The organism is Streptomyces bathyalis, from assembly GCF_015910445.1.
GTDB lineage: Bacteria > Actinomycetota > Actinomycetes > Streptomycetales > Streptomycetaceae > Streptomyces > Streptomyces bathyalis.
This window is the reverse complement of record NZ_CP048882.1, coordinates 6,662,085-6,688,765: the sequence shown is the minus strand read 5'-3', so window position 1 is coordinate 6,688,765 and position 26,681 is coordinate 6,662,085. Positions and strand designations below refer to the sequence as shown.

Sequence of the window (26,681 nt, the reverse complement as noted above, 5' to 3'; positions counted from 1 at the left end):
ACCGGGTGCCCGCCCCCGGCGCGGCTACGCCTACGACGGCATCAGCGCCGGTCAGCGGCCCATTCGCGCTGCGCGACAAGATCGTCCCGTACCTCCGCGAGCTGGACGGCCACCGCCGAGGGGGCAGTGCCGCCGCGGCCGTCACGTGCCGCCAGGGCCCCAGGGACGGTGAGGACCTCACGGACCTGCGGGCCCAGATGCGGGGAGATCGCGGCGAACTGCTCGTCCGTGAGCTCGTCCAGCTCGATGCCCTCGCGCTCGCAGACCTTCACGCACTCCCCAGCGACCTCGTGGGCGACGCGGAACGGGATCCCCTGCCGCACGAGCCACTCCGCGATGTCCGTGGCCAGCGAGAAGCCGGCGGGCGCCAGCTCGGCAAGGCGTTCACGGTGGACGGTGAGCGTGGCGAGCATGCCGGTGAAGGCGGGCAGGAGCATCTCCAGCTGGTCGCAGGAGTCGAAGACGGGCTCCTTGTCCTCCTGGAGGTCCCGGTTGTACGCGAGGGGCAGCGCCTTGAGCGTGGCGAGCAGCCCCGTCAGGTTGCCGATCAGGCGCCCGGACTTGCCGCGCGCCAGCTCGGCGATGTCCGGGTTCTTCTTCTGCGGCATGATCGACGAGCCGGTGGAGAAGGCGTCGTGCAGCGTGACGAAGGAGAACTCCTTGGTGTTCCAGAGGATGATCTCCTCCGCGATCTTCGAGATGTCGACGCCGATCATCGCCGTGATGAAGGCGAACTCGGCGACGAAGTCCCGGGACGCCGTCCCGTCGATCGAGTTGGCGGACGAGCCGTGCTCGAAGCCGAGATCCGCGGCGACGGCCTGCGGGTCGAGACCGAGCGACGACCCGGCGAGCGCGCCGGAGCCGTAGGGGGAGACCGCGGTGCGCGCGTCCCACTGGCGCAGCCGCTCCGCGTCCCGCGAGAGGGCCTGTGCGTGAGCGAGCACGTGGTGGGCGAAGAGGACGGGCTGGGCGTGCTGGAGGTGGGTGCGGCCCGGCATGGCCACATCGGGGTGAGCCTCGGCGAGACCGACGAGCGCTTCCTGGAGGTCCGCGAGGAGTCCGCCGATGATGCGGGCGTGGTCGCGGAGATACATGCGGAAGAGGGTGGCGACCTGGTCGTTGCGTGAACGGCCGGCACGGAGCTTCCCGCCGAGGTCGGGCCCGAGCCGCTCCAGAAGTCCTCGTTCCAGGGCCGTGTGGACGTCCTCGTCGGCGATGGTGCCGGTGAACGTGCCGTCGGCGACGTCCCGTTCGAGCTGGTCGAGTCCGTCGATCATCTGCCGCAGCTCCTCGGCGGTGAGGAGACCGGCCTTGTGCAGCACGCGGGCGTGGGCCCGGGAGCCCGCGATGTCGTAGGGCGCGAGGCGCCAGTCGAAGTGCACGGACGCGGAGAGCTTCTCCAGCGCTTCGGAGGGTCCGTCGGCGAAGCGCCCGCCCCACAGCCTTACGTCCTGGTCTGCGGCTGCGCCTGGGGTCCGCGGCGCCTCGTTCCCGGTCATGGGGTGTTCTCCTCGGTGCTCGTAACAGGACGCCTCCCCGCCGGATGCGACGGGGAGGCGGCTGAAGGGTGGTGCGTGCGGCCCTGGCCTGCGGGCCGGGAGGGCAGACTACTGGGCCTGGTCCCGCTTGGCGGCGATCTTGCTCGACATGCCGAACAGCTCGATGAAGCCCTTGGACATCGACTGGTCGAAGGTGTCTCCGCTGTCGTACGTCGCGAGGTTGAAGTCGTACAGCGACTGCTGGGAGCGCCGGCCCGTGACGACGGCCCGTCCGCCGTGCAGCGTCATCCGGATGTCGCCGCTGACGTGCTCGCTGGCCTCGTCGATGAAGCCGTCGAGGGCGCGCTTGAGCGGGGAGAACCACAGTCCGTCGTAGACGAGTTCGGCCCACCGCTGCTCGACCTGCCGCTTGTAGCGGGCCAGTTCACGCTCGACGGTGACGTTCTCCAGCTCCTGGTGCGCGGTGATGAGAGCGATGCCACCCGGGGACTCGTAGACCTCACGGGACTTGATGCCCACCAGCCGGTCCTCGACCATGTCGATCCGGCCGATGCCGTGGGCGCCCGCCCGGTCGTTGAGCTGCTGGATCGCCTGGAGGACGCTGACCGGCTTGCCGTCGAGCGCGACGGGGACGCCCTTCTCGAAGGTGACGATCACCTCGTCGGCCTCACGCGGGGTCGCCGGGTTCTCGGTGTACTCGTAGACGTCCTCGATCGGCCCGTTCCAGATGTCCTCGAGGAAGCCGGTCTCGACGGCCCGGCCGAAGACGTTCTGGTCGATGGAGTACGGGGACTTCTTGCTCGTCGCGATCGGGAGGCCCTTGTCCTCGCAGAAGGCGATCGCCTTGTCCCGGGTCATCGCGTAGTCCCGGACGGGGGCGATGCACTTCAGGTCGGGGGCGAGGGAGGAGATGCCGGCCTCGAACCGCACCTGGTCGTTGCCCTTGCCGGTGCAGCCGTGGGCGACGGTGGTGGCACCGTGCTTGTGCGCGGCGGCGACCAGGTGCTTGACGATGGTCGGCCGGGAGAGGGCGGACACCAGCGGGTAGCGGTCCATGTAGAGCGCGTTGGCCTTGATCGCCGGGAGGCAGTACTCGTCGGCGAACTCGTCCTTGGCGTCCGCCACTTCGGCCTCGACGGCACCGCAGGCGAGCGCACGCTTGCGGATGACGTCCAGGTCCTCGCCTCCCTGGCCGACATCGACGGCGACGGCGACGACCTCGGCCCCGGTCTCCTCGGCGATCCAGCCGATGCAGACGGAGGTGTCAAGGCCGCCGGAGTAGGCGAGTACGACGCGCTCAGTCACGGGGTTCTCCTTACAGTGCATACGCTGTTGGGCATAAGTATGCACTGCTCCGTATGCTTCGTCAACGTGGCTGGTCAGCGGCGTACAGGGGACCACGAGGCCGTCTCTTTTCGCGCCGCGCCGGGCGACGACCGTTCAGGCGGCGGTGGGGGCGTGCCGGGCGAGGGGCCGTTCAGCCGTTGCCGTCGAGCTCTTCCCTGAGCACCGCCGCGTGGCTGCGGTCCAGCTGCTCCTCCTTCACGGAGGTCAGCAGGGTCACCGTTCCGCCGTCCAGGCGCTCGCGAAGCCGGTCGAGCGCCTCGCGCGCCTCGGGCTCCGTAAGCTCGGCGCGGTAGCGCTCGGCGAACTCCCCGAACCGTTCCGGGTCATGGGCGTACCACTTGCGCAGCTCGGTGGAGGGGGCGATCGCCTTGGCCCACTCGTCCAGCCGGGCGTCTTCCTTCTTCATCCCGCGCGGCCACACCCGGTCCACCAGCACCCTCAGCCCGTCCTCGCGGGGCCGGGCCTCCTCGTACACGCGGCGCACCCTCACACTCTTCGGCTTCGTCATGCCTCAAGGGTGGAACACCCGCCGACGAGCCGCGCATCGGCGGCCCGGGGCCGGCGCGGCGGGCTCGATCAGCCTGGCGGGATCTTCCGGCCGTCCGGGTTGCGCGCCCCCTCCGACGGCGCCGGCAGATCCGCCTCCTCCGCCCGGAGCGCGGCGCGCAGGGCCATATGAAGGCGCTCGTCGTCCGCTCCGAGGCTTCGCCCCGCGGCGATGTAGGCCCGCGCGGCCTCCGCCAGCAGCTCCTCCTCGTGCCGTACGCGGTCCTGCGGGGGCGTGACCCGGGTGCCGGCGCCGCGCCGTGACCGGATCAGCCCCTCGGACTCCAGCTCCCGGTAGGCGCGGGCGACGGTGCCCGGCGCGAGGCCGAGGTCCGTGGCCAGCTGACGTACGGACGGAAGACGTGCGTCGGCCCGCAGATATCCGCCCATGATCAGGTCGGCGAGCTGGGCGCGGACCTGCTCGTACGGCGGAGTCGGGCTGGTGGTGTCCACATGGACCGTTTGCGGCTTCATCCGGCGGCCTTGCTCCCGCCGGGGATGCGGACGAGCTGCACCAGGAACTGCACAAGGCAGATGATCCCCGCCGCTCCCGAGAGGGTGGCCAGGATGCTCGGGAGGTCGGCCGAGGACGTGGGGCAGAAGCCGTCGAGGACACCCCCGGGGGCCAGCGCCCCGGCAGCGAGCGTCGCGGAGACGGCAGCACCCCAGGCGAAGATCACGGCGCGGGCCGACGTCTGACGCTGCCGCTCGTCCGCGTCCAGGGCATCGGGTTCCGAGTCGAGCGGTGGACGACCGGCGATGCGTCGCAGCGCGAGGAAGGAGAGGACGGCCCCCACCCCGAGCGCGACCAGGACAGGCATCGCGTACGAGAATCCCAGCCCGTCCGACATGTAGAGCACCAGGCTGTGCCGGTTGCCGCACACCCAGCCGGCCGCCGAGATCCCCGCGAAGTGCAGATGCGTGAGCGTCAGCATTCCCGCGAGAAGCACCGTCAGCGCGGCAAGACGGATCACGAGGCGGCGGGGGAAGTAGTCGCGGACACGACGGTGACGCAGCGCCGCCGCACGCACCGGCGCCTTCGGCGCGGGCAGCCACAGTTCACCCGCCAGGCAGCCGGCCAGCACGCAGACGCCGAGCGCCGGGCCGGCCAGGAAGGCCGCAACGTCGTTGCCGCCGGTGCTGAGTTGCGTGAGAGCGGCGGCGGCGACGAGTCCGGCAACGAGGCTCCCCCGGCGCCAGTAGGCGATGCGACGGGGCTGCGGCGGCGTGGACCCGGGCGGATCCGTCGCCGGTGTGCGGGTCGGTATCAGGAGAAGCAGCAGCCCCGCGACGATCGGAACGGAAACGAGCAGGACCACAGGGACGTTGAGCATCGGATTCCCCCTTGAGAGCCGTTCAGGCTCGCTTGTATCAGGTCGTTGGTACAGTAAGCAGCCGCAGCTGAATGTGTCAAACAGTCGATACATTGAACAGCGGAGGGTGCGGTGCTCGGCTACGAGGGGGCCACGGGGCCCAGCGGTGCCGAACGCAGCGTGAAGTACCAGGGCCAGCCCCGCAGTTCGCGTAGAGGCATGCCAGCTGGATCAGTTCACACTCGAAGCGTGCCGGTCGGGTTGACCAACCGCCGTGGGCAGAAAGTCATTTGACGCCCCGTGGTCTCCGCTGTTCGGTGACATGCATGAACACGGGGCAGATGCATCCCGGTATGCATCCCATCGACGACGACCTTGTACGCCGGCTGCTCGCCGGGCAGTTCCCCCGGTGGGCGGGGCTGGCGGTGGAGCGGTGGCCGTCCGGCGGCACGGTCAATGCCATGTACCGGCTGGGCGACGACATGGTCGTACGCCTGCCGCTGGTGCAGGGCGGGGCCGGAGACGTGTTGCTGGAGCGGGAGTGGCTGCCCCGCGTCGCGCATCAACTGCCCACGCGCGTCCCTGAGGTGCTCGGCGCCGGGGAGCCCGCTCAGGGGTATCCGTGGCCGTGGTCGGTGTACCTGTGGCTCGCGGGCGAGCATCCCGAACCGGGTGCGCTGAGCCAGCCGGTACCGCTGGCCGAGGATCTGGCCGCGTTCGTGGCGGCGATGCGGAGCATCGTCCTGCCCGACGCGCCCCAGGCGCACCGGGGCGGGCCTGTCGCCTCCCTGGACGACGAGACCCAGGCGGCCATCAAGGAGCTGCGCGGTATCCCCGAAGAGGACGTGGACTGCGATGCCGCAGCCGCCGTATGGGAGGAGGCGCTGAGGGCTTCCGGCTGGGAGGGGCCGCCGGTGTCGTTGCACGGCGATCTGATGCCGGGCAACCTGCTGGTCGAGGGCGGCAGGCTGACCGCGGTGATCGACTTCGGGTGCATGGGGACGGGGGATCCGGCCTGCGATCTGTTCCCGGCGTGGAATCTGCTGCCGCGCGATGCGAGAGAGGTCTTCCGCAAGGCGCTCGGCGTGGACGACGCGGCCTGGATCCGGGGCCGGGGCCGGACACTGTCGCAGGCACTGATCGCGCTGCCCTACTACCGGAGTACGAACCCCGCGATGGCGCACAACGCCCGGCACGTCATCCGGACGGTGCTGGACGAAGGGTGAGCCGGCCTCCGCCTGGATCCGGGCCAACGGCGGCTCCGGCCGCTGCGACTGGTGCCCCGTCAGACCGTCGGACCAGCCTGATCCGTGATCCTCCGCGAGCCGACAGGGCCTGATCGTCCACGACCGCGCTCCACCTTCGCGGCAGGGCCCCTAGTGCTCCTTCTGAGCCAGGTTCAGCAGATGTCCCGCCAGGGCCTGCCCGCCGTCGGGGGCGCGGCTGATGAGCAGGAGCGTGTCGTCACCGGCAATGGTGCCGATGATGTCGTGGACGCCCGCCTGATCGATGGCCGAGGCGAGGAACTGCGCGGCGCCGGGCGGTGTCCGCAGGACGACCAGATTGGCCGACGCCTCGGCGGAGATGAGGAGTTCGCCCGCGAGGCGGGCCATGCGCGCCTCGCTCGCCGACTCGCCCAGCGGTGCCTTGGGCGTACGGTCGCCGCCCTCGCTGGGGACGGCATAGATCAGCTCACCGCCGGTGTTGCGGATCTTCACCGCGCCCAGCTCGTCCAGATCGCGGGAGAGCGTGGCCTGCGTGACGGAGAGCCCGTCGTCCGCGAGGAGCTTGGCGAGCTGGCTCTGCGAGCGCACGGGCTGCCGGCTGAGGATGTCGACGATCCTGCGATGCCGGGCCGTGCGGGTCTGCGGTACGGCCTGGCCCCCGTAACCGCTGCCCAGCTCCTGCTCCTGCGCGTAACCCTCGGTCATCGGCGCGGTCCCCTTCGGCTCATCGGCTCTGCTTCCCGCCGTCCGCGGCGTCCAGGATGGCGGGGAGGGCGCGGACGAGAGCATCCACTTCGTCCTCGGTGACGATCAGCGGCGGCGCGAGCCGTACGACATCCGGCGCGACCGCGTTGACCAGGAACCCCGCATCCTGAGCCGCCTGTTGCACATGCGGTGCGACGGGCTCGGTGAGCACGATACCCAGCAGCAGTCCCGCTCCGCGGACCTGCTCGACGAGCGGATGTCCGATCGACCAGATCCCGTCACGCAGCCGGCCCCCGAGCCGCCCCGCGCGCTCGGGCAGTGCCTCCTCTTCGAGGGTCCGCAGCACGGCGAGCGCCGCAGCGCACGAGACCGGGTTGCCGCCGAACGTGGAGCCGTGCTGACCCGGTGTCAGCAGCCCCGCCGCCTCCCCGAAGAACATGGTCGCGCCGAGAGGGAGACCGCCGCCCAGGCCCTTGGCCAGGGTGATGATGTCCGGTTCCACACCCTGCGCCTGGCAGGCGAACCAGTGGCCGGTACGTCCGATACCTGTCTGAATCTCGTCGATGACGAGGAGCGTCCCGGTGGCACGCGTGATGTCGCGGGCGGTCGCGAGATATCCCTCGGGCGGCACGACGATGCCGTTCTCCCCCTGCACCGGCTCGACGATGACCAGCGCCGTGTCCGTGGTGACGGCGGCGCGCAGCGCCTCGGCATCGCCGTAGGGCACGTGTGTGACGTCACCGGGCAGCGGCTCGAACGGTGCCTGCTTCGCGGGCTGTCCGGTCAGTGCGAGGGCGCCCATGGTGCGGCCGTGGAATCCGCCCTCGGTGGCGACCATGTGCGTACGTCCCGTGCGCCGCCCGGCCTTCACCGCGGCTTCGACGGCTTCGGCACCGGAGTTGCAGAAGAAGACGCGGCCCTGACGGCCCGACAACTCCAGGAGCCGCTCGGCGAGTTCGACGGGCGGCTCGGCGATGAAGAGGTTCGAGACGTGCCCGAGGGTGGCGATCTGGTCGGACACGGCCCGTACGACCGCGTCGTGCGCCGTTCCCAGCGCGTTGACGGCGATGCCTCCGACGAAGTCGGTGTAGGCGGTGCCCTGCGCGTCCCACAGCGTGGAGCCGTGACCGTGCGTCAGGGGTATCCGCGGCGTGCCGTAGTTGTCGGTCAGGGAGGACTGCCAGCGGCCGGTGAGCGCGGAGTTGGCGGTGGCCGTCCTGTCCGGGGTGCCGGCCCTTCCTTCCGTGGTGGTCATGGCGTCGGCTCTCCCTCGCGCTTGTCCGGCACGACCATCGTGCCGATGCCCTCGTCGGTGAAGATCTCCAGCAGGATCGAATGCGGTACGCGGCCGTCGAGGACGCGTGCCGTGCGGACCCCGTTGCGTACCGCGTGCAGACAGCCCTCCATCTTGGGGACCATTCCGCTGGCCAGCTCCGGCAGCAGCTTCTCCAGCTCCGTGGCGGTGAGTTCGCTGATGACCTCGTCGCTGTCCGGCCAGTCCGCGTACAGCCCCTCGACGTCGGTGAGGACCATCAGCGTCTCCGCACCGAGCGCGGCGGCCAGCGCCGCTGCGGCGGTGTCGGCGTTGACGTTGAAGACTCCCCCGCCCTCTCCCGCGGCGTCCTCGCCGTCGGACGGGTCGGCACTGCGCGCGATGGAGGAGATGACCGGGATGCGGCCGTCGTCCAGCAGAGCCCGCACGGCTCCCGTCTCGATGCTGTCGATGTCGCCGACGCGGCCGATGTCGACCACTTCGCCGTCGACGCGGGCGTAGCGCTTCGTCGCGGCCATGAGGTGGGCGTCCTCGCCCGTCATGCCGACGGCGAGCGGACCGTGCCGGTTGAGGAGGTTGACCAGCTCGCGCTGGACCTGCCCGGCGAGGACCATCCGTACGACGTCCATCGTCTCCGGCGTGGTCACGCGCAGGCCCGCCTTGAACTCCGACTCCAGGCCGAGACGGGTCAGTTGGGCACTGATCTGCGGGCCGCCGCCGTGCACCACGACGGGACGCAGGCCCGCCTGCCGCAGGAAGACGACGTCCTGGGCGAAGGCGGCCTTCAGCTCCTGGTCCACCATGGCGTTGCCGCCGAACTTGATGACGACTGTCTTGCCGTTGTGCCGCGTGAGCCACGGCAGGGCTTCGATGAGCGTCCGCGCCTTGGGCAGCGCGGTGTGCCTGCGGGTGGGATGCACCGAATCGGTCATGAACTGTACGCGCTGTTCTCGTGGACGTAGTCGGCCGTCAGGTCGTTGGTCCAGATGACGGCGGACTGGGAACCGGCGGCGAGGTCGGCGGTGATGCGCACCTCGCGGTAGCGCATGTCGACCTTGTCGCGGTCCTCTCCGACGGAACCGTTCTGGCACACCCACACGCCGTTGACGGCGACGTCGATCCGGTCCGGTTCGAAGGTCGCGCCGGTCGTGCCGATCGCGGAGAGCACGCGGCCCCAGTTGGGGTCCTCCCCGTGCACGGCGCACTTGAGCAGATTGTTCCGTGCGATGGAGCGTCCGACCTCGACGGCGTCGGCCTCGCTCGCCGCTCCCCTGACCTCGACGCGGATGTCCTTCGAGGCACCCTCGGCGTCGCGGATGAGCTGCTGGGCCAGGTCGTCGCAGACGGACCGCAGGGCCTCGGCGAACTCCCCCCGGTCGGGGACGACTTCGGCGGCGCCGGAGGCGAGCAGCAGCACCGTGTCGTTGGTGGAGAGGCAGCCGTCGGAGTCGATGCGGTCGAACGTGGTGCGGGTGGCCTCGCGCAGCGCCTCGTCGAGAGCGGCGGAGTCCAGGTCGGCATCGGTGGTCAGCACCACCAGCATGGTGGCCAGGGACGGTGCGAGCATGCCCGCTCCCTTGGCCATCCCGCCGACCGTCCACCCGCTGGAGCCCTGCGCCACGGCCGTCTTGTGCACCGTGTCGGTGGTCTTGATCGCCAGGGCGGCCTTCTCCCCGCCGTGCTCGGAGAGCCGGCCCGCGGCGGCGTCGACTCCCGGCAGGAGCTTGTCCATCGGCAGCCGCGTGCCGATGAGACCCGTCGAGCAGACGGCCACCTCGGCCGCGCTGTGGCCGAGGGCGGCGGCGGCCTGCTCCGCCGTGGCATGCGTGTCCTGGAAGCCGAGCGGGCCCGTACAGGCGTTGGCGCCACCGGAGTTGAGCACGACGGCCGAGACGCGGCCGCCCTTGAGCACCTGCTGCGACCAGAGCACCGGCGCGGCCTTGACCCTGTTCTCGGTGAACACGCCGGCGGCCGCACGGCACGGCCCGTTGTTGACGACCAGCGCCAGGTCCTCTCCCCCGCTGTCCTTGATACCGGCCGCGATGCCCGCAGCCGTGAACCCCTTCGCCGCTGTCACGCTCACTCTGCTTCTCCGTTCGCTTCGCTTCCGCCGGGCTGCGGGCCGGTGCCGTCGCTTCCGTCGCGCTGCCGGCGTGACGTACCGCGGACCTCGCTCACGGCGCGATCCCTGCCGCGGGCAGCCCCAGCCCCTCGGGCAGCCCGAGGGCGATGTTCATGCTCTGCACGGCGCCGCCCGCCGTGCCCTTGGTGAGGTTGTCGACGGCGCTGACGACGAGGACGCGGCCCGCGTCCTCGTCGAGGGCGAGCTGCATCAGGACGGTGTTCGAGCCGTATACGGACCCCGTCGACGGCCACTCCCCCTCCGGGAGCAGCGTGACGAACTGCTCGTCCTGGTAGGCCTTTTCATACGCGGCACGCAGCTCCTCCGGCCCGGTGCCCGGCTTGGCCCGTGCGCTGCACGTGGCGAGGATGCCGCGTGACATGGGGGCGAGCGTCGGTGTGAAGGAGACGCTGACGCGTTCCCCGGCCGCCGCCGAGAGGTTCTGCACCATCTCCGGCGTGTGCCGGTGTACGCCGCCGACGCCGTACGGGCTCATCGAACCCATCACCTCGCTGCCGAGAAGGTGCGGCTTGAGCGACTTGCCGGCACCCGAGGTGCCGGTCGCCGCGACCACGACGGCCTCCGGCTCCGCCAGCCCTGCCGCGTAGGCGGGGACGAGCGCCAGGGAGACGGCGGTCGGATAACAGCCCGGGACCGCGACGCGCTTGGACCCCACCAGCGCGGCTCGGGCCCCGGGCAGCTCAGGAAGGCCGTACGGCCAGGTGCCGGCGTGAGGTGTGCCGTAGAAGCGCTGCCACGCCTGTGCGTCGGAGAGGCGGAAGTCGGCGCCGCAGTCCACGACGAGCACGTCCTCTCCCAGCTCGTTCGCGATCTCGGCGGACTGTCCGTGCGGCAGCGCGAGGAAGACGACGTCGTGGCCCGACAGGGCCGAGACCGTGGTCTTCTCCAGCACCCGGTCCGCGTACGGCGTCAGGTGCGGCTGAAGCGTGCCGAGCCGGCTGCCAGCGTTGGAATTGCCGGTGAGCGCCCCCACCTCGATCTCGGGATGTGCGGCCAGCAGACGCAGGATCTCGCCGCCCGCGTATCCGCTCGCCCCCGCGACCGCTGCTCGTACTGCCATCGATCCCTCCTCGTCGATAGCATGACTATACGTGGCACGGCACTTTTATGCAAAGAGATGGATAGCGATGCCCGGGTGCATGCGGGACATCGGGATCACGGGGCTCTGCGGCCCGTCGAGTGGCGTGGCTCAGCGTGGCCCGGACCACCACGCGGCGGCGAGGACCCCGATGCCGGCCGAGCGCGAGTGCCCGGCGGCTTCAGGTGAGCTCGACGAGCAGGTCTCCGCCTTCCACCTGCTGGATGGCGTTGCTGGCCAGGCGTGAGACCGTCCCGCCCATCGGGGCGGTGATGGCGGCTTCCATCTTCATCGCTTCGATGGTGGCCACGGTGGCCCCGGCCTCGACCGTGTCGCCCTCGGCGACCGCGAGCGTGACCACGCCGGCGAATGGCGCGGCGACGTGGCCCGGGTTGGACTTGTCGGCCTTCTCCGTCGGCGGGACGTCGGATGCCGCGGAGGTGTCCCGCACCTGGATCGGCCGCAGTTGACCGTTCAGGGTCGACATCACGGTGCGCATGCCCCGTTCGTCGGCGTCGCCCACCGCTTCCAGCTCGATGAGCAGCCGGACCCCGGGCTCAAGGTCAACCGCATACTCCTTCCCCGGGTGCAGGCCGTAGAAGAAGTCCCGGCTCTCCAGCACGCTCGTGTCGCCGTACGCCTCGCGGTGCGCTTCGAAGCTCTTCGTCGGGCCGGGGAACAGCAGCCGGTTCAGCGCCGCTCGCGGGTCCTCCTTCAATTCCTTGCGGTCCTCTGCGGACAGCTGCTGTACCGGCTTGGGATCGGCGCGGCCTTGCAGCGCCTTGGTGCGGAACGGCTCCGGCCATCCGCCCGGCGGGTCGCCCAGTTCGCCGCGCAGGAAGCTGATGACCGAGTCCGGGATGTCGAATGTGTGCGGCTCGGCCTCGAATGCCTGCGGCGAAACGCCTGCTCCGACCAGGTGCAGCGCGAGATCGCCCACCACCTTCGACGAGGGCGTGACCTTCACGAGCCGTCCGAGGATCCTGTCAGCGGCTTCGTACATCGCCTCGACCTCCTCGAAACGCTGGCCCAGACCGAGTGCGATCGCCTGCGTACGCAGGTTGGACAACTGCCCCCCGGGGATCTCGTGGTGGTAGACCCGTCCGGTGGGTGACGTCAGTCCGGCCTCGAAGGGCGCGTAGATCTTCCGGACGCTCTCCCAGTACGGCTCCAGATCACCGACCGCCCGCAGGTCCAGCCCTGTCGGCCGGTCGGAATGATCAGTTGCCGCGACGATCGACGACAACGACGGCTGGGACGTGGTCCCCGCCATGGAGGCCACCGCCCCGTCCACCGCGTCGGCACCCGCCTGGATCGCGGCGAGATATGTGGCGAGCTGGCCACCTGCGGTGTCGTGGGTGTGGATGTGGACCGGCAGGTCGAATCCCCTGCGCAGCGCGGAAACGAGACGCGTGGCGGCCGGGGCGCGCAGCAGGCCGGCCATGTCCTTGACCGCCAGCACCTGTGCGCCCGCGTCCACGGCCTTTGCTGCCAGCTTGAGGTAGTAGTCCAGGGTGTACAGCTTCTCCGCGGGATCATTGAGGTCCGAGGTGTAGCACAGCGCGACCTCGGCGATCGCGGAACCGGTCTCGCGGACGGCCTCGATGGCGGGCCTCATCTGCCCGATGTCGTTGAGCGCGTCGAAGATCCGGAAGATGTCGACGCCGGTGGCTGCCGCCTCCTTCACGAATGCGCTGGTCACTTCTGTCGGATACGGCGTGTAGCCCACGGTGTTGCGGCCGCGCAGGAGCATTTGCAGGCAGATGTTGGGCACGGCTTCGCGCAGCTGGGCCAGGCGCTCCCACGGGTCCTCGGCGAGGAAGCGCAGCGCGACGTCGTATGTGGCGCCGCCCCAGCACTCCAGGGACAGCAACTGCGGCATGGTGCGTGCGAGCACCGGGGCCACGGCAAGGATGTCCTTCGTGCGCACGCGGGTGGCGAGCAACGACTGGTGTGCGTCCCGGAAGGTGGTGTCGGTGACGCCGACGGTGGGCTTCTCGCGCAGCCATCGGGCGAATCCCTCCGGGCCGAGTTCCACGAGCTTCTGCTTGGTGCCGGCCGGCGGCTCGCCCTCGGGCAGTTGCGGCAGTTTGGTGGCCGGGTCGATCAGCCGCGGCCGTTCGCCGTTGGGCTTGTTGACCGTGATGTCGGCGAGGTAGGTGAGCAGCTTCGAGCCCCGGTCGGCGGAGGGGCGCGCGGTGAGCAGGTACGGGCGTTGCTCGATGAAGGATGTGGTGATCTGCCCGGCTCGGAAGTCCGGATCGTCGAGCAGCGCCTGCAGGAACGGGATGTTGGTGGCCACCCCGCGGATGCGGAACTCGGCCGCGGCGCGCCGGGCGCGGCCGATCGCGGTGGTGAGGTCCCGGCCTCGGCAGGTGAGTTTGACCAGCATCGAGTCGAAGTGCGCACTGATCGCCGTACCGGCGTGGGTGGTGCCGCCGTCGAGCCGGATGCCGGAGCCGCCCGGCGAGCGGTAGGCGCTGATCGTGCCGGTGTCGGGGCGGAAGTCGTTGGCCGGGTCCTCGGTGGTGATGCGGCACTGCAGCGCGGCACCGCGCAGTTGGACGGTCTCCTGCGACAGTCCGAGGTCGGCCAGTGTCTCGCCGGCGGCGATGCGCAACTGGGCCTGTACGAGATCGATATCGGTGACTTCCTCGGTCACCGTGTGCTCGACCTGGATGCGCGGGTTCATCTCGATGAACACGTGCCGGCCGTTGCGGTCGAGCAGGAATTCCACGGTCCCCGCGTTGCGGTAACCGATCTGCCGCGCGAAGGCCACCGCGTCCTTGCAGATCTGCTCGCGCACCTGGGGGTCGAGGTGTGGGGCGGGTGCCAGCTCGACCACCTTCTGGTGGCGGCGCTGCACTGAGCAGTCACGCTCGAACAGATGGATGACGTCGCCCTGACCGTCGGCGAGGATCTGCACCTCGATGTGCCGGGGCTGGACCACGGCCTTCTCCAGGAAAACCGTCGGGTCCCCGAACGCGGATTCGGCCTCGCGGGCTGCCGTCTCGATGGACTCGCGCAGCATTCCGGGGTCTTCGACCCTCCTCATGCCGCGCCCTCCGCCTCCGGCGACAGCTTTGACGAAGAGGGGGAAGCCGAGACCCTGCCCCGCACGTACCAGTTCGTTCACGTCCGTGGAAGGTTCGGAGGAATCGAGCACCGGCACCCCTGCCGCGCGGGCCGCGGCCACTGCTCGGGCCTTGTTACCGGTCAGCTCCAGGATCTCGGCGCTGGGGCCGACGAACGTGACACCAGCCTCCTCGCACGCACGGGCGAGGTCGGGATTCTCGGACAGGAACCCGTAGCCCGGGTAGATCGCATCCGCACCCGCCGTGCGCGCCGCCTGGACGATGGCCTCGATGGAGAGATAGGCCCGCACCGGGTGTCCGGGCTCGCCGATCTCATGGGCCTCGTCGGCTTTCAGCCGGTGCAGCGAATTGCGGTCCTCGTGCGGGAAGACCGCGACGGTACGCATGCCCAGTTCGTAGCCCGCACGGAACGCGCGAATGGCAATCTCACCACGGTTGGCGACCAACACCTTGCGGAACATTGCGCGATCCTCTTCTGTCTGCCCGTCACGAACACAGTCCTGCCGGCGACGCTACTGCTGTACACCGCGAAGGCAAGGCGCGCCGCCGGTCAACCGGACGCCGATGCGGGGCCCGGGAGAGCGTTCAGTTCGGCGCAGCCGGCACGTACGCCTCACGCGTGCTGGTTCTCCGTGCTTCCGGACGGTGGGTTCGAGCGGCTGATCACCAGGCGATGCAGTCACTGTTCCCGCCCGGCTCAGGCCCGGTATCGGCGAAGCGCCGGCATCGTGACCGCCAGGGCCAGCATGGTGACGACGACCAGAAGGCCGCCGACGGTGACGGCCGTACGCGTGCCAAGGGCGGCGCCGGCCATGCCGTGCACCAGGTCGGCCACTCGCGGGCCGCCCGCCACCACGACCAGGAACACCCCCTGCATGCGGCCCCGCATGTCGTCGGTGGCCACGGACTGGAGGATGGCGCCGCGGAAGACCATGGCGACCATGTCGGCGACGCCGCCCGCCACGAGGAAGCCGGCCGCCCACCAGAGGTTCGAACTCAGGCCGCTGCCCACGACGGCGACCCCCCAGGCGACCACGCCGGCGATGACCATGACGCCGTGGTTGCGCGCCCGGGAGAAGGTCCCGGAGAACAGCCCGCCCGCGACCGCTCCGATCGGGATCGCCGCGAACAGCAGACCCAGGGCGAGCCCTTCGCCCCACGGCGAGTAGGTCGTGGCGGCGAGTTGCGGAAAGAGAGCGCGGGGCATGCCGAAGACCATGGCGACGATGTCGGCCACGAAGGAGAGCAGCAGCACCCGGCTGGCGGTGATGTACCGCAATCCGGCCGCCACTTCACGCCAGCCCGCGAGGCGCGGGGCAGCGGCCGCGGTCTCCGTCCCGGTCCGGGGCAGCGGCGGCAGGGCGGGCAGCCGCCATACCGCCCACATCGCCGCGCACAGTCCCACCGCATCGATGAGATACAGCTCCGGCAGCCCGATGACCGGGATGAGTGCGCCTGCCAGCAGGGGGCCGAAGACCATGCCGACGGACCCCACGGTCGACATCAGCGCGTTCGCGGCGGGCAGTTCCTCCATGGGCACGAGCCGGGCGACGGAGGCACCGCGCGTGGTCTGGTTCATGCCGAAGAACGCCTGCTGCGACGCCAGCAGCACCATCAGCACCAGGACCGACTCGGCGCCGGTGGCCGCCTGCACCCAGAACAGCAGCGAGGTGACGGCGATGCCGGTGTTGGTGACGAGCAGCAGCTTGCGCCGGTCCACGGTGTCGGCGATCGCGCCGCCCCAGAGCGCGAAGAGTACGAGCGGGATCAGTCCGGCGAAGCTGGCGTAGCCGACCCAGGCCGAGGAGCCGGTGATGTCGTACACCTGCTTGGGCACGGCAACGGCGGTCAGCTGGCTGCCGACGGCGGTGACTGCCGTGGAGGACCACAGCCGGCGGAAGGGCAGGTGGCGCAGCGGGCGGGTGTCCATCATCAGCCGCCGCCAACCGGTGTGCGGCAGCGGGCCCTTGACCGGTGCGTCCCGTGCTGCCGGCACGTCCGGCCCGGCCCGTCTGCTCTCCGCCCGCGCGGTGTCCTCGCCTGCGGTCTCCGCGCCGTCCACGGCAACTCCGGTTCCTGGTACATCTGCTCGGTCGCGGACCAGTATCGCCCGCCGCTCCCGACGCTCTGGCGGCGGCGGAGTTCGTACGGGCCAAGTGCCGGCCGTGGTTCGAGAGCGGATTGCAGCGGCCGCTGAGGACCCCCTGCTCATCCAGCGCGCTTCGGTGAACTCCCTCCAGCTGAGCGCCACCGAAGCTCTTCCCGACGCCGGACGGTCTTGACGGCTCCTGGCAGCGCTTGCGAGGTCCACAGCAGATCGCCGAACGGGGCAGAGATGATCGGCACGTTCATGCCCTGCTGCTTGCGCTCCCCGGAGTGGAAGTGCCGGTGGGTGGCGATTCAGGGGGACGGCGCGCCATGGCCCAGCGGATCACGGACGTGATCCCTGAACCGGCCCAGCGCACACCCGTCTTCTCCACCACCGGGAGGTACGGAAGACCCAGCGGTCCTCGGGCCCACGCAGGCAGCAGCGAGACCGCGCCCGCGGCGATCGCGGCGTAGGGAAGGCGGGCGGCCAGCGGAACCGGGGGATGCCGGAGCAGGAAGCGCGCTGCCTCCTCGGCCTCCGGCGTGGCCCGCAGTTCGGAGCGGTACGTCTTGATCCGCTCGGCCAACTCCCCGCGGTCGCGCGGTGGATCGACGACGCCGAGGGCAGTGCCGACGCGCGCCATGTCGGCCACGTAGCCGTCGTAGTCGGCCGGCGTCAGCGGATTCGCTCCGTAGAGACGGTGGGCCCGCCAGAAGCTGTCGACCTCTGCGACATGTACCCAGGCAAGGAGGTGCGGATCCGCCGCGTGGTACTCGGCTCCCGTGACGGTCCGTCCCCGCACACGCTGGTGAACGCCTTTCACCCTGTCCACGGCGCGCTGCGCATCGTCCGCCGTGCCGTACGTCGTCGTGGCGAGGAAGAGACTGGTCCGCTGGAGGCGCCCCCACGGATCGCCCTTGTATCCGGAGTGCGCCGCGACAGCGGTCATGGCCAGCGGGTGCAGCGACTGCAGCAGCAGCGCGCTCAGGCCCCCTATGAACATCGAGGCGTCACCGTGCACGATGCGGACGGGCCTGTCCTCGCCGAACCATCTCGGCCCGGGCGTCCCGTGGATCCGTGCCCGGTTCTCGCCCCCGGACGGGCCGGCCACGCGTTGGAAGAGGCTGCTGCCCAGCCGCTCCCGGACCGAAGACATGCCAGGTATCCACCGCTCCATCTCGTCATTGTCCGCGCTGCGGGGACGGCGCCAAGGCACCGGGGCGAAATCGTGCAAGCCTGCCGGCCGGAGCCCTCCGTGGGACCGGATCGCCCTACGCCTGCTCGACGGATGGCGTGTCCGTCATCGCGGATTCGGCCTTGTCCTGGGCGCCCTTGTCCCACGGTTCGCCCATGATCCCATCGTGGCTGCAGTGGAGTGCAGTGAGCGCGGCGAGCATCCGCGGGTCCCAGTCCGCCGTCTTCGCGGTCAGGTGGAAGTGGTCCTGCATACCGCTGCCGTAGTCCAGCACCCGGGTTCCGCCGCTGCGGTAGCCGATCCGCCGGGGCATCCGGAACACGTCACCGTCGAAGGCCAGGACGGCGGCCACCCCGAGCACGCACTGCACGGGGAAGATCAGCCACCACACGCACCACCAGAACCACCGGCCCTTGTACCCCACGGCGGTGGGCCCGCCCGCCTGCTCCACGGTCCAGCGGGTGCGCACGTGCCCGCGGGTGAAGCCGGGCTCGCGGGTGGCGCTCCCCACGAACTCCCCCATGCCGCCGTACACCTCGTACCGCATGGGCTTCCCGTCACCCGCCGGGGCGGTGACGACGCGGGCCCAAAGGTGCCGCCGGTGCGCATCGGTCCACATCGCGAAGGAACGCACGCCCTTCTTGCGCGCCGCGTTGTACTCCTGGGCTCCGCCGCGCGGCAGTTCACGGTCGAGGTGGATCACCTGCCCGGCAGCCTCCAGGGGCGCCCCCAGGAGTTCGTACCGGGCCCGGCCATCCTCGGCTTCCGGCGCCGCTTTCCGCCCCCGGCGGCGGCCCTTCCTCCCTGATGGCCCGCCCCTGTAAGGATCTGCAGCGCGTCGCAGCGTGACGGTCAAGTCCATGCTCCGGTCCCCCTGTTGCCGTGCGTGCGGTCCACGAACCGGCAACGTAACAGCACACGCGGCCACTTGATGCGGAGGCCGGTGGGCGCTCTCGCCCGGTGCGGGAAGCCGGATTCCCGGCGAATCGAGTCTGCCGCACCGCTCACTCGCACCCACGGTGCGAGTCGTCACAGGGGCAGGAATTCCGTTCCGGCACCGAGGAGAAGCGATGCGAGAACCGGTCCCCCATCATGCTGCGCGGCAGCTCGAAGTCCTCGTGGGCGATTGGGACATGTGGGCCCTTGGCCGCCGAACCGGCCCGGTCCGGGGCTCGTTCACCTGGGCGGAAGGCGGTGCCTTCCTGGTCCAGCGCACCGATGTGGTCCCGGAGACCGTTGTTCCGGCCGACTGGGAGGGGCATCTCCCCTTCCCGACCGTCACGATGACCGGCTACGACGACTCGGCGGGCGGGTTCACGACCCTGTACGCCGACGGGCGTGGCGTCGCCCGCGTCTACGGAACGGCCGTGAACGACGGCGTGTGGACGATGCGGCGCGCCGCTCCGGGTTTCCATCAGCGCTTCACGGCCACCGTGGAACACGACGGCGGCGTGATGACCGGCGGCTGGGAGCACTCGGCCGACGGCGCGGACTGGGCGCCGGACTTCGACGTGACGTACGTCCGCCGGAACTGATCCTCCTGCCGGCCAGGCGCTGCCGCGTCACGCTCCTCCGGGAGCGGAGCCCGCGGCTCGGGCCAGCAGCAGCTCCTTTTCCCGGGCGTTGCCGGCCAGGGACGCGGCGCGCTCGAACTCGGCGCGCGCCTCGTCCGTCCGCCCCAGACGCTCCAGGAGGTCCCCGCGGACGCTCGGCAGCAAGTGGTAGCTCTTCAGGGCGGGTTCGTCCGCGAGGCCGTCCACGATCTCGAGGCCCTCGGCGGGGCCGTGCGCCATGGAGACGGCGACCGCCCGGTTCAGCTCCACCACCGGCGAGCGCGTCAGCTCGACGAGGCGCCCGTACAGCGCCGCGATCGCCGCCCAGTCCGTCTCCTCGTAACGGGCGGCCTGCGCGTGGCAGGCGGCGATCGCCGCCTGGAGGGAGTACGGCCCGCGGCCCGCGCGGTGCAGGGCGTCCACGCCACGCCGCATCAGCATGCGGTTCCACTTGGCGCGGTTCTGGTCGGCGAGCAGCACCGCCTCGCCGGAGGGCCCGGTCCTGGCGGGGATGCGGGAGGCCTGGAACTCCAGGAGCGCGGCGAGGCCGTGCACCTCGCCCTCGCCGGGCATGAGGCTTTCGAGGACGCGCGCAAGCCTCAGCGCGTCCTCGCACAGTCCGGGGCGCACCCAGTCGTCGCCGGAAGTCGCCGAGTAACCCTCGTTGAAGATCAGGTAGATCACTTCGAGCACGGAGGAGAGCCGCTCGTCGCGTTCGGGGGCGCGAGGCACCTCGAAGGGCACACCCGCCGTGGCGAGTGACCGCTTCGCCCGTACGATCCGCTGGGCGACGGCCGGTTCGGAGGTCAGGAAGGCGCGGGCGATCTCGGGGGTCGTCAGGCCGCCCAGCAGCCGCAGCGTGAGAGCGATCCGTGCCTGCGTCGGCAGCACGGGATGGCACGCGGTGAAGATCAGCCGCAGCAGGTCGTCGTCGATGCCGCCCTCGGCGTCGGCGGCGTCGAGGACGTCGGCCGGGTCCGCGGCGCCGGCGGGCCGCACGTCCTCCATCGCCCGCCCGACCTCCGCGAGCTTGCGCGCGTAGGTCTCCTTGCGGCGTACGAGATCCACCGCGCGGTGCCTGGCCGTGGCCGTGAGCCAGGCGCCCGGCCTGTCCGGGACGCCCGACTCCGGCCACTGCTCGAGTGCGGCGACCAGAGCGTCCTGCGCGATCTCCTCGGCGATGCCGACGTCCCGCACGACGCGGGTGACGGCGGCGATGATTCGCGGGGATTCGATCCTGAATGCCGCTTCGACCGTCTCTGTCACACTTCCTGCCGTCACGGCCACCCATCACAGCAGCCGCGGCCGCGCAGGACAAGCGGTGACGGGGTCAGCCCTCTTCGATCTCCCGGACCTCGGCCGTGACCTCCCAGTGGGCCGGGTGGATCTCGAGGAACCGCCTCGCCCACTCCATGGCTTCGGCCTTGTCCTTGGCCTGGATGAGGGAGTAGCCGCCGACGACCTCCTTGCTCTCCGTGAAGGGCCCGTCCGTGTAGCTGACCCGTCCGCCGGACCAGGTGAGCCGGGTGGACTCGGAGGTCGGGGTGAGCCCAGCGGTGTCCAGCATGACTCCCGCCTTGGTGATCTCCTCCAGCAGCGCGTTCATGCGCTCCTGGAACTCGGGCCCGGGGTCGTCGGTGGGTGCGTTCTGCTCGTCGATGCGGATCATCGTCAGATAGCGCGGCATGGTGACTCCTCGGTCTGCGGCGGGGCTGTCCCCCGCCTCTCACCCTCACGTCGATCGGGAGACGCCGGGATCGACATCCTCGCCGGAGATTTCCGGAGATTCCTTCCCGGGCGGCCGCGACGCCCCGTCCGCCGGTGCGGTTCCGGTGGGCCGCCCGGCGCCCGTTGGCGTCCACCGCCGGTGAGCGCCGGGCACTGCTCCGGTACGGCGCCCGGGCCGTCATCTCCCAGCACGAGCAGTTCTTCGCCCCCCTGGGCGCCGCCGGACTCGGGTGCCACCGTGCGTGCCTTCCCCCGCGAATGCGGCCGGACGGGTTGCACGGAGGACGTGGAGCCGCCCATCGCCGAGATCCCGCCGCCGCCGGACGCCGCCTCGCCGCCGGTCCTCGCCCCCGGCCACGTGGCCGCCGCGTGGGGGGTCAGTTCTCCAGGCTCAGACTCCAGTCCCCCACCCGTCCCGAGAACGTCACGACGGAGAGCGGCTGTGCGTCGATCTGCCAGTACGCCTTCGGCGGCGCCTTCAGCACGTAGCACACCGCGGCCTTCATCACTCCGGGCTCCGTGACCGCGACGATCCAGCTGCCGTCGTTGACCGGCCGGGTGTCGAGCCACCCTCCGATGCGCTGGATGAAGGTCATCAGGGACTCGCCGCCGTGCGGTGCCGAGCGCGGATCCGCGAGCCATGCCTGCACGGCCTGCGGCTCGCGGGCCGCGATCTCGCGGAGGGTGTAGCCGCTCCAGCGGCCCATGTCGCAGTCGCGCAGCGCCGGCTGTGCCACCGGGGTGAGGCTCAGGGCGTGGGCGGTCTCCCGGCAGCGCACCGACGGCGAGCAGTAGCGCAACTCGGCGGCGGCAAGGTGGGAGAGGGACGGCCCCGCCCGCTTCACCTCGTCCCAGCCCGCGGCGTCGAGCGATCGGCTGTCCGCAAACCGGACGTCGAGTACGGACGAGCTGCGGCTTGATGCGAGCAGGGTGAGGCGAAGGGCCATTCGGCGATCGTAAAGCGACCGGTGCCGGTCTTGGATAGGACTTTCGTCATTCCCGTCCCTGCACAGGGCCCCTTTCGGATGGACACCTCTGCCCGAGAGCGGTGGAATGAAAGCGCACGTCACCAACCGGTCATTGCGGTCACAGTGGATGAAACCGCACCGGGCATCAGCGGGCACGGGAGAGTGCGGGTCGTGGAACTGGACGACGTGGCGGACGAGTTGTACGGGCTGCGGCCGCAGGAGTTCACCGCCGCCCGCGACGACCGGGCCCGGCGCGCCCGCGCCGGCGGACAGCGGGAACTGGCGGCGAGCATCCGCGCCCTGCACCGGCCCACGCTGGCCGCCTGGGCGAGCAATCTTCTGGTCCGGGAACAGGGCCAGCAGGTCGCCCCGCTGCTGCGTCTCGGTGAGGAACTGCGCGGCGCGCACCGGAATCTGGACGGAGCTCAGCTGCGCACCCTCTCGCACCAGCAGCACCAGTTGGTGAACGCCCTCACCGAGCAGGCCGGGCGGCTCGCCGCGGACGCCGGGCAGCCGCTGAGTCCTCAGGCGCGGCACGAAGTGGCGCAGACGCTCCATGCGGTGCTGGCCGATCCGGATGCCGCGCAGGAGTGGGCGGCCGGGCGCCTGGCGAAGCCGTTGACCGCCACCCCGGGGTTCGAGGCGGCGGCACGCGAAGCGGCCGCGACGCCGACGGCACGCAGAGAAACGAAGGCCGCGGCGGGCACCCGACCGGGTACGGCCCGGAAGGGCACGGACGCGCGGCCTCGGAAGCAGACCGAGAAGGCCGGGAAGGGCCAGAGGACCCGGAGAGACCAGAAGGCGGACAAGGCGGCGAAGGCGAAGCAGGCCGAGGACGCCCGGAAGGCGGCGCGGGCCGCCCGGGAAGCCGCCGATCAGGCACGGCGCCGGCGGCGGGAGGCGGACCAGGCGTCCAAGGAGAAGGCTGCCGCGCGTGCCGCACGGGAGGAGGCCGAGGAGCGACTCGGCAGGCTGCGTGCGGAGGTCCGGGAGGCGGAGGAGGCCCGCAAACACTCACGCAGTCGCGAGAAGGAAGCCGAGCGGAGCGAGCGGGAGGCACGCCGGCGGGCCGAAGACGCCGAGGCGGCTGAGGAACGCGCGCGCCGGAGGGCCGATGCGCCGGCCACGAGGCGCTGATCCTTGGCCACTGCCGTCCCGTGCGGCCGGTTCCGGCCCATGGGTCGCCGGGGCCGCTGGCCTGCCACAGGGGATCAGCACGCGTCGGTGCCGTCCTGTCCACGCCGTCGCTGCCGTCACGCCGTTTGCGGTCGTTCGCGGACCACCTCTCGCGGATTCTTGTCCTCCCGCAGCCCGAGGAAGCGCGGATGCCGCAGCTTCCCCTCCCGCGTCCACTCCGTGAAGCCGATCTCCGCGACGAGTTCGGGCGAGGACCAGTGGGCGCCCTTCTCCCGCACGGGCTCGGCGAAAGGGGAACGCTGCGCGGCCAGTTCGTCCAGCCTGCGCCGCAGGTCGAGCAGCGTGGCCTGGTCGTAGCCGGTGCCGGCCTTTCCCGCGTACCGCAGGCATCCGTCCTCGTAGTAGCCCAGGAGCAGCGCGCCGAATCCCGCTCTGCTGCCGGACGGTTCGGTGAATCCGCCGATGACGAACTCCTGTCCCTTCGCGCACTTGAGCTTCAGCCAGTCCGTGGACCGGCGGGTCACATACCGCCCGTCGGCCAGCTTGGCGATCAGCCCCTCCCACCCGCGACGGCACGCCTCGTCCAGCAGCAGCTGCCCGCCCTCGTTGCGGTGGGTCGTGAAGCGCAGGGGCCCGTCGAACTTCAGGGCGCGGCGCAGCAGTGACTTGCGGGTGCGCAGCGGCAGCGGCCGCACGTCCTTGCCGTCCAGCCGCAGCACGTCGAAGACGTAATAGAAGACGGCGACGCCGCTGGCGCGCGCTTTGGCCGGGTCGGTCAGCTGGAGGCGCTGCTGGAGTCGTGAGAAGTCGGTTCGGCCGGCGCTGAACGCGACGATCTCTCCGTCGATGGTGAAGTCGGAGCACTCCTGGGCGGCGAGGGAGTCGGCGACCTCGGGATAGGTGCCGTTGAGGGGCTGTCCGGTGCGGGAGAGGAGCCGGACACGGCCGCCTTCGCGGACGGCGAGGAGGCGGACGCCGTCAAGCTTGCGCTCGAAGATCCAGCTGTCCGCGGGGAAGTCGCGCCGGTCGCTGAGCGTGGCCAGCATGGGACGGGCGGCCAGATCGGCACCGGAGGGCGCGTCCCGGAGCCCGTCGCGGTACTCGGCGGGCAGCCCTTCCAGCAGTGTGCTCATCGCTCCGCTCCTCCCGGCTCGGGCGTGGCAGGTACCCAGGTGTGTGCGGGCCATGCTGCTGCGGGCGTCCGTGCTCCCGCGCATCGCTCGCCCTCCCCGGCCCCGGTCCCGGCGCCCCGATCCCCGTATCGAACGAACCGGGTGGACTCAGGCGAGCACCTCGTCGCAAGCCGTCCGCAGGCGCCGTACCCCTTCCGCGATCTCGCTGTCCCCCGCCGCTGGGGCGAAGCTCAGACGCAGATGACGGGCGGCGGGTTCGGCGGCGAAGTACGGCCGTCCCGGGGCGACGGAGACCCCGGCGCGCAATGCCGCTCCGGCGAGCGCGTCCTCGTCCGTTCCGTCCGGCAGGCGGAGCCACAGGTTGTGACCTCCGCGCGGTGCGTGCGTCACGCACAGCGCGGGCACCTCCCGCGCCAGCGCGGTGAGCATCACTTCGCGACGCTCCCTCAACCGGGCGGCCACGGCGCGCAGATGACGCGGCCAGGCCGGGGCTCCGACGAGTTCCAGTGCCGCCTCCTGCAGCGGGCGGGAGACGAAGAAGCTGTCCACCGTCTGCACGGCGCGCAGGCGCTCCAGGACCGGTCCGTGCGCCGCGAGCGCTCCCACGCGCAGGCTGGGCGAGGTGACCTTCGTGAGGGAGCGCAGGTGTACCACCCTGCCGTCGGGATCCGCCGAGCGGAGCGTGTCCGGCAGCGGCCCCGCGTCCTCGTGCACGAGCTGCCGCGCGAAGTCGTCCTCGACGACGAACGCGCCTGCCTGCCGGGCCGCGTCCAGCACCGCCGTTCGGCGCTCCTTACTGAGCACCGCGCCCGACGGGTTCTGGAAGAGCGGCTGGCAGATGAAGACGCGTGCGCCGCTGGCGCGGAAGGCGCCCTCGAGGAGGGCCGGCCGCACCCCGTCGGTGTCGACGGGCACGGGCACGGGACGCAGGCCCGACGCGCGTGCGGCGGCGAGCAGGCCGGGATAGGTCGGCGACTCCACGAGGACGGCGGCACCGGGTGCGGCGAGGGCGCGCAGCGCGGTGGTGATGGCGCTCTGGCCGCCGGCGGTGATCAGTACGTCCGCGGCGGAGACGCTTCCCCCGTGACCGCCGATCTCGCGGGCGAACCAGCCGCGCAGCTCCTCCACCCCTTCCGTCGGGGGGCGCTCCCAGGCGCCGGGACGTCGTCCCGCCCGGGCCAGCGCGGCGGAGAGGGCCTTCTCGGGGCGCAGGTTCGGCGGCAGGTAGCCGCCGCTGAGTTCGATGACGCCCGGCGGCGGCGCGGTCAGCGTGGCGAGTACACCGCCGGCGTCGACGCTGCGGGGCACCTGGTCCGCGGAGGCGTCGGCGCTCAGCGCGACCTCCTGCCAGGAGGTGTCGCCGGGTGCGGCCGGGGCGGTTCGCGGAGCCGCCCGGTAGGCGCCGGCGCCGGGTCTGGTGACGACCAGCCCCTCCACGGCGAGCTGAGCGAGCGCGCGGGAGACGGTGACGGGGCTGACGCGGTGCGTCTCGACCAGGTCCCGACTCGACGGCAGCTTCTCACCGGGAGAGTAGCGGTCCACTTCCTGACGGAGTCTTCCTGCCAGTTCAGCCACACTGCTACGCTCGTACATGGAAGCCAACAATAGCGCTATCGACAGTGGTTCGATAGCGGTTCCCGACGGGGCTCCCGTCCGCGCGGGCACCGGCACGGCCTCGTCCTCCGCCCGGCTTGGACACCCGGGCGGCCGCGGTCTCGTCCTCGCCGCCCTCGGCGTCACCTGCTTCTCGCTCACGTTCCCCGCGACGGCATGGTCGCTGGAGGGCTTCGGCCCCTGGTCGGCCACGTCACTGCGGGTCGTCCTCGCCGGGCTCGGCGCATGCCTGCTGATCGCCGTGCTCCGGATCCCCCCTCCACCGCGGCGGCACTGGCCCGCTCTGGCCCTCTCCGCCTCCGGGGTCATGATCGGCTTTCCGCTCCTGACGACCCTTGCGCTGCAGACCTCCACCACCGCGCACGCAGCGGTGATCGTCGGACTCCTGCCGCTGACGACGGCGCTCTACTCCTCGCTGCGCACCGGCTCCCGGCCCTCCCCCGTCTTCTGGGGCGCGGCGCTCACGGGCGCCGCCGCCGTCGTGGCCTTCACCCTGCACGAGAGCGGAGGTGCCCCCGCCGCGGGCGACCTCTTCCTCGCCGCAGCTCTGGTCCTCTGCGCGGCGGGGTACGGCGAGGGCGGGCGGCTGGCCCGCGAGCTGTCCGGGCGCCAGGTGGTCTGCTGGGCGATGGCGGGCTGTCTGCCGCTCGGCGTGACCGGCGCCGTGGCGGCCCTGCTGGCGGAGCCCGCACACCTCACCGTCCACGCGGTGACCGGTCTGGTGTGGGTGGCGACGGGCTCCCAGTTGCTGGGACTGCTTCTGTGGTATCGGGGCATGGCCGTCGCGGGAGTGGCCAGGGCCAGTCAGACGCAACTCGCCCAGCCGCTGCTCACCCTCGTCTGGTCGGTGCTGCTGCTCGGGGAGCATCTGCCGCCCGCCGCTCCGGCGACCGCCCTCGCCGTTCTGGCATGCATCGTGGTCGTGCAGAGAGCCCGCACGTAGTTCCCGCCCCTGGATTCCGCACCCCGAGCCGTACCGGACGGAGGCACGGATGAGCCATCCGGCTTAGACTTATCGGTACGGACAGGACAGTGCGGA

The 26,681-nt window shown here is 71.3% G+C and carries 23 protein-coding genes; 4 read left to right on the top strand and 19 right to left on the bottom strand.

What is annotated here, in order from left to right:
- Positions 1-41: 41 nt before the first annotated feature.
- From argH to G4Z16_RS29070, 5 genes are all read right to left on the bottom strand, one after another.
- On the bottom strand, positions 42-1,499 hold the full coding sequence (gene argH / locus G4Z16_RS29090) for an argininosuccinate lyase (protein ID WP_197353560.1): 1,458 nt from the start codon (positions 1,497-1,499) through the stop codon (positions 42-44).
- 108 nt (positions 1,500-1,607) lie between these two features.
- Complete coding sequence (locus tag G4Z16_RS29085; protein ID WP_197353559.1) at positions 1,608-2,804, bottom strand: argininosuccinate synthase; 1,197 nt, start codon at positions 2,802-2,804, stop codon at positions 1,608-1,610.
- Between the two features lie 172 nt (positions 2,805-2,976).
- The gene (locus G4Z16_RS29080; protein ID WP_197353558.1) at positions 2,977-3,354 is read right to left on the bottom strand and encodes a DUF488 domain-containing protein; all 378 of its coding nucleotides are present in this window, start codon (positions 3,352-3,354) and stop codon (positions 2,977-2,979) included.
- A 68-nt stretch (positions 3,355-3,422) separates the two neighbouring features.
- Positions 3,423-3,866 carry a GntR family transcriptional regulator gene (locus G4Z16_RS29075; RefSeq protein ID WP_197353557.1) on the bottom strand — a complete coding sequence of 148 codons (444 nt, stop codon included), beginning with the start codon at positions 3,864-3,866 and terminating at the stop codon, positions 3,423-3,425.
- Positions 3,863-4,726 (bottom strand): hypothetical protein, encoded by an 864-nt coding sequence (locus G4Z16_RS29070; RefSeq protein WP_197353556.1) that lies wholly within the window; start codon positions 4,724-4,726, stop codon positions 3,863-3,865. The genes G4Z16_RS29075 and G4Z16_RS29070 overlap by 4 nt, the downstream gene beginning before the upstream one ends.
- Before the next feature lie 305 nt (positions 4,727-5,031).
- Between G4Z16_RS29070 and G4Z16_RS29065 the strand changes: the two genes are divergently transcribed.
- Complete coding sequence (locus G4Z16_RS29065) at positions 5,032-5,931, top strand: aminoglycoside phosphotransferase family protein (protein WP_197353555.1); 900 nt, start codon at positions 5,032-5,034, stop codon at positions 5,929-5,931.
- Between the two features lie 150 nt (positions 5,932-6,081).
- Here G4Z16_RS29065 and G4Z16_RS29060 read toward each other — a convergent pair whose 3' ends face one another.
- The 9 genes from G4Z16_RS29060 to G4Z16_RS29020 form a co-directional block, all read right to left on the bottom strand.
- Complete coding sequence (locus G4Z16_RS29060; RefSeq protein ID WP_197353554.1) at positions 6,082-6,636, bottom strand: arginine repressor; 555 nt, start codon at positions 6,634-6,636, stop codon at positions 6,082-6,084.
- A 19-nt stretch (positions 6,637-6,655) separates the two neighbouring features.
- Positions 6,656-7,891, bottom strand: coding sequence for an acetylornithine transaminase (locus G4Z16_RS29055; RefSeq protein WP_197353553.1), 1,236 nt, complete (start codon positions 7,889-7,891; stop codon positions 6,656-6,658).
- Positions 7,888-8,841 (bottom strand): acetylglutamate kinase, encoded by a 954-nt coding sequence (gene argB, locus G4Z16_RS29050; protein WP_197353552.1) that lies wholly within the window; start codon positions 8,839-8,841, stop codon positions 7,888-7,890. The genes G4Z16_RS29055 and argB overlap by 4 nt, the downstream gene beginning before the upstream one ends.
- Positions 8,838-9,992 (bottom strand): bifunctional glutamate N-acetyltransferase/amino-acid acetyltransferase ArgJ, encoded by a 1,155-nt coding sequence (gene argJ / locus G4Z16_RS29045; protein WP_197353551.1) that lies wholly within the window; start codon positions 9,990-9,992, stop codon positions 8,838-8,840. Before argJ ends, argB begins: the two co-directional genes overlap by 4 nt.
- A gap of 91 nt (positions 9,993-10,083) precedes the next feature.
- Positions 10,084-11,112 (bottom strand): N-acetyl-gamma-glutamyl-phosphate reductase, encoded by a 1,029-nt coding sequence (argC, locus tag G4Z16_RS29040; RefSeq protein WP_197353550.1) that lies wholly within the window; start codon positions 11,110-11,112, stop codon positions 10,084-10,086.
- Positions 11,113-11,311: 199 nt separating this feature from the next.
- Positions 11,312-14,686: a pyruvate carboxylase gene (locus G4Z16_RS29035; RefSeq protein WP_197353549.1), complete on the bottom strand. Its 3,375-nt coding sequence runs from the start codon at positions 14,684-14,686 to the stop codon at positions 11,312-11,314.
- A 236-nt stretch (positions 14,687-14,922) separates the two neighbouring features.
- Positions 14,923-16,221, bottom strand: coding sequence for an MFS transporter (locus G4Z16_RS29030; protein WP_246531391.1), 1,299 nt, complete (start codon positions 16,219-16,221; stop codon positions 14,923-14,925).
- 352 nt (positions 16,222-16,573) lie between these two features.
- The gene (locus tag G4Z16_RS29025; protein ID WP_197353548.1) at positions 16,574-17,491 is read right to left on the bottom strand and encodes an oxygenase MpaB family protein; all 918 of its coding nucleotides are present in this window, start codon (positions 17,489-17,491) and stop codon (positions 16,574-16,576) included.
- A gap of 94 nt (positions 17,492-17,585) precedes the next feature.
- Positions 17,586-18,212, bottom strand: coding sequence for a hypothetical protein (locus G4Z16_RS29020; protein WP_197353547.1), 627 nt, complete (start codon positions 18,210-18,212; stop codon positions 17,586-17,588).
- Between the two features lie 367 nt (positions 18,213-18,579).
- Here G4Z16_RS29020 and G4Z16_RS29015 point away from each other — a divergent pair, with 367 nt between their 5' ends.
- Positions 18,580-19,044 (top strand): hypothetical protein, encoded by a 465-nt coding sequence (locus tag G4Z16_RS29015; RefSeq protein WP_197353546.1) that lies wholly within the window; start codon positions 18,580-18,582, stop codon positions 19,042-19,044.
- 27 nt (positions 19,045-19,071) lie between these two features.
- Here the strand turns inward: G4Z16_RS29015 and G4Z16_RS29010 are convergent, their stop codons facing one another.
- The 3 genes from G4Z16_RS29010 to G4Z16_RS29000 form a co-directional block, all read right to left on the bottom strand.
- Positions 19,072-20,328, bottom strand: coding sequence for an RNA polymerase sigma factor (locus tag G4Z16_RS29010; RefSeq protein WP_246531124.1), 1,257 nt, complete (start codon positions 20,326-20,328; stop codon positions 19,072-19,074).
- Positions 20,329-20,392: 64 nt separating this feature from the next.
- Positions 20,393-20,749 (bottom strand): YciI family protein, encoded by a 357-nt coding sequence (locus G4Z16_RS29005; protein ID WP_197353544.1) that lies wholly within the window; start codon positions 20,747-20,749, stop codon positions 20,393-20,395.
- A gap of 418 nt (positions 20,750-21,167) precedes the next feature.
- Complete coding sequence (locus G4Z16_RS29000; RefSeq protein WP_197353543.1) at positions 21,168-21,737, bottom strand: histidine phosphatase family protein; 570 nt, start codon at positions 21,735-21,737, stop codon at positions 21,168-21,170.
- Positions 21,738-21,929: 192 nt separating this feature from the next.
- On the opposite strand from G4Z16_RS29000, the gene G4Z16_RS28995 reads away from it, so the two are divergent.
- Positions 21,930-22,895: a hypothetical protein gene (locus G4Z16_RS28995; RefSeq protein ID WP_197353542.1), complete on the top strand. Its 966-nt coding sequence runs from the start codon at positions 21,930-21,932 to the stop codon at positions 22,893-22,895.
- A 116-nt stretch (positions 22,896-23,011) separates the two neighbouring features.
- Here G4Z16_RS28995 and ligD read toward each other — a convergent pair whose 3' ends face one another.
- Entirely contained in the window at positions 23,012-24,028 is a 1,017-nt protein-coding gene (gene ligD, locus G4Z16_RS28990; RefSeq protein WP_197353541.1) for a non-homologous end-joining DNA ligase, read from the bottom strand.
- Positions 24,029-24,175: 147 nt separating this feature from the next.
- Positions 24,176-25,621, bottom strand: a complete 1,446-nt coding sequence (locus G4Z16_RS28985) for an aminotransferase-like domain-containing protein (protein WP_197353540.1) — start codon at positions 25,619-25,621, stop codon at positions 24,176-24,178.
- Between G4Z16_RS28985 and G4Z16_RS28980 the strand changes: the two genes are divergently transcribed.
- Complete coding sequence (locus G4Z16_RS28980; protein ID WP_197353539.1) at positions 25,620-26,585, top strand: DMT family transporter; 966 nt, start codon at positions 25,620-25,622, stop codon at positions 26,583-26,585. The two genes, G4Z16_RS28985 and G4Z16_RS28980, sit on opposite strands and share 2 nt — an antisense overlap.
- The last annotated feature ends 96 nt before the right edge of the window (positions 26,586-26,681 follow it).

Coding starts and splice junctions, on each gene's coding strand:
- argH (WP_197353560.1), bottom strand. CDS start 1,499: ATGACCGGGAACGAGGCGCCGCGGACCCCAGGCGCAGCCGCAGACCAG.
- G4Z16_RS29080 (WP_197353558.1), bottom strand. CDS start 3,354: ATGACGAAGCCGAAGAGTGTGAGGGTGCGCCGCGTGTACGAGGAGGCC.
- G4Z16_RS29075 (WP_197353557.1), bottom strand. CDS start 3,866: ATGAAGCCGCAAACGGTCCATGTGGACACCACCAGCCCGACTCCGCCG.
- G4Z16_RS29070 (WP_197353556.1), bottom strand. CDS start 4,726: ATGCTCAACGTCCCTGTGGTCCTGCTCGTTTCCGTTCCGATCGTCGCG.
- G4Z16_RS29065 (WP_197353555.1), top strand. CDS start 5,032: ATGAACACGGGGCAGATGCATCCCGGTATGCATCCCATCGACGACGAC.
- G4Z16_RS29060 (WP_197353554.1), bottom strand. CDS start 6,636: ATGACCGAGGGTTACGCGCAGGAGCAGGAGCTGGGCAGCGGTTACGGG.
- G4Z16_RS29055 (WP_197353553.1), bottom strand. CDS start 7,891: ATGACCACCACGGAAGGAAGGGCCGGCACCCCGGACAGGACGGCCACC.
- argB (WP_197353552.1), bottom strand. CDS start 8,841: ATGACCGATTCGGTGCATCCCACCCGCAGGCACACCGCGCTGCCCAAG.
- argC (WP_197353550.1), bottom strand. CDS start 11,112: ATGGCAGTACGAGCAGCGGTCGCGGGGGCGAGCGGATACGCGGGCGGC.
- G4Z16_RS29035 (WP_197353549.1), bottom strand. CDS start 14,686: ATGTTCCGCAAGGTGTTGGTCGCCAACCGTGGTGAGATTGCCATTCGC.
- G4Z16_RS29025 (WP_197353548.1), bottom strand. CDS start 17,491: ATGGAGCGGTGGATACCTGGCATGTCTTCGGTCCGGGAGCGGCTGGGC.
- G4Z16_RS29015 (WP_197353546.1), top strand. CDS start 18,580: ATGCGAGAACCGGTCCCCCATCATGCTGCGCGGCAGCTCGAAGTCCTC.
- G4Z16_RS29005 (WP_197353544.1), bottom strand. CDS start 20,749: ATGCCGCGCTATCTGACGATGATCCGCATCGACGAGCAGAACGCACCC.
- G4Z16_RS29000 (WP_197353543.1), bottom strand. CDS start 21,737: ATGGCCCTTCGCCTCACCCTGCTCGCATCAAGCCGCAGCTCGTCCGTA.
- ligD (WP_197353541.1), bottom strand. CDS start 24,028: ATGAGCACACTGCTGGAAGGGCTGCCCGCCGAGTACCGCGACGGGCTC.
- G4Z16_RS28980 (WP_197353539.1), top strand. CDS start 25,620: ATGGAAGCCAACAATAGCGCTATCGACAGTGGTTCGATAGCGGTTCCC.
- G4Z16_RS28985 (WP_197353540.1), bottom strand. CDS start 25,621: ATGTACGAGCGTAGCAGTGTGGCTGAACTGGCAGGAAGACTCCGTCAG.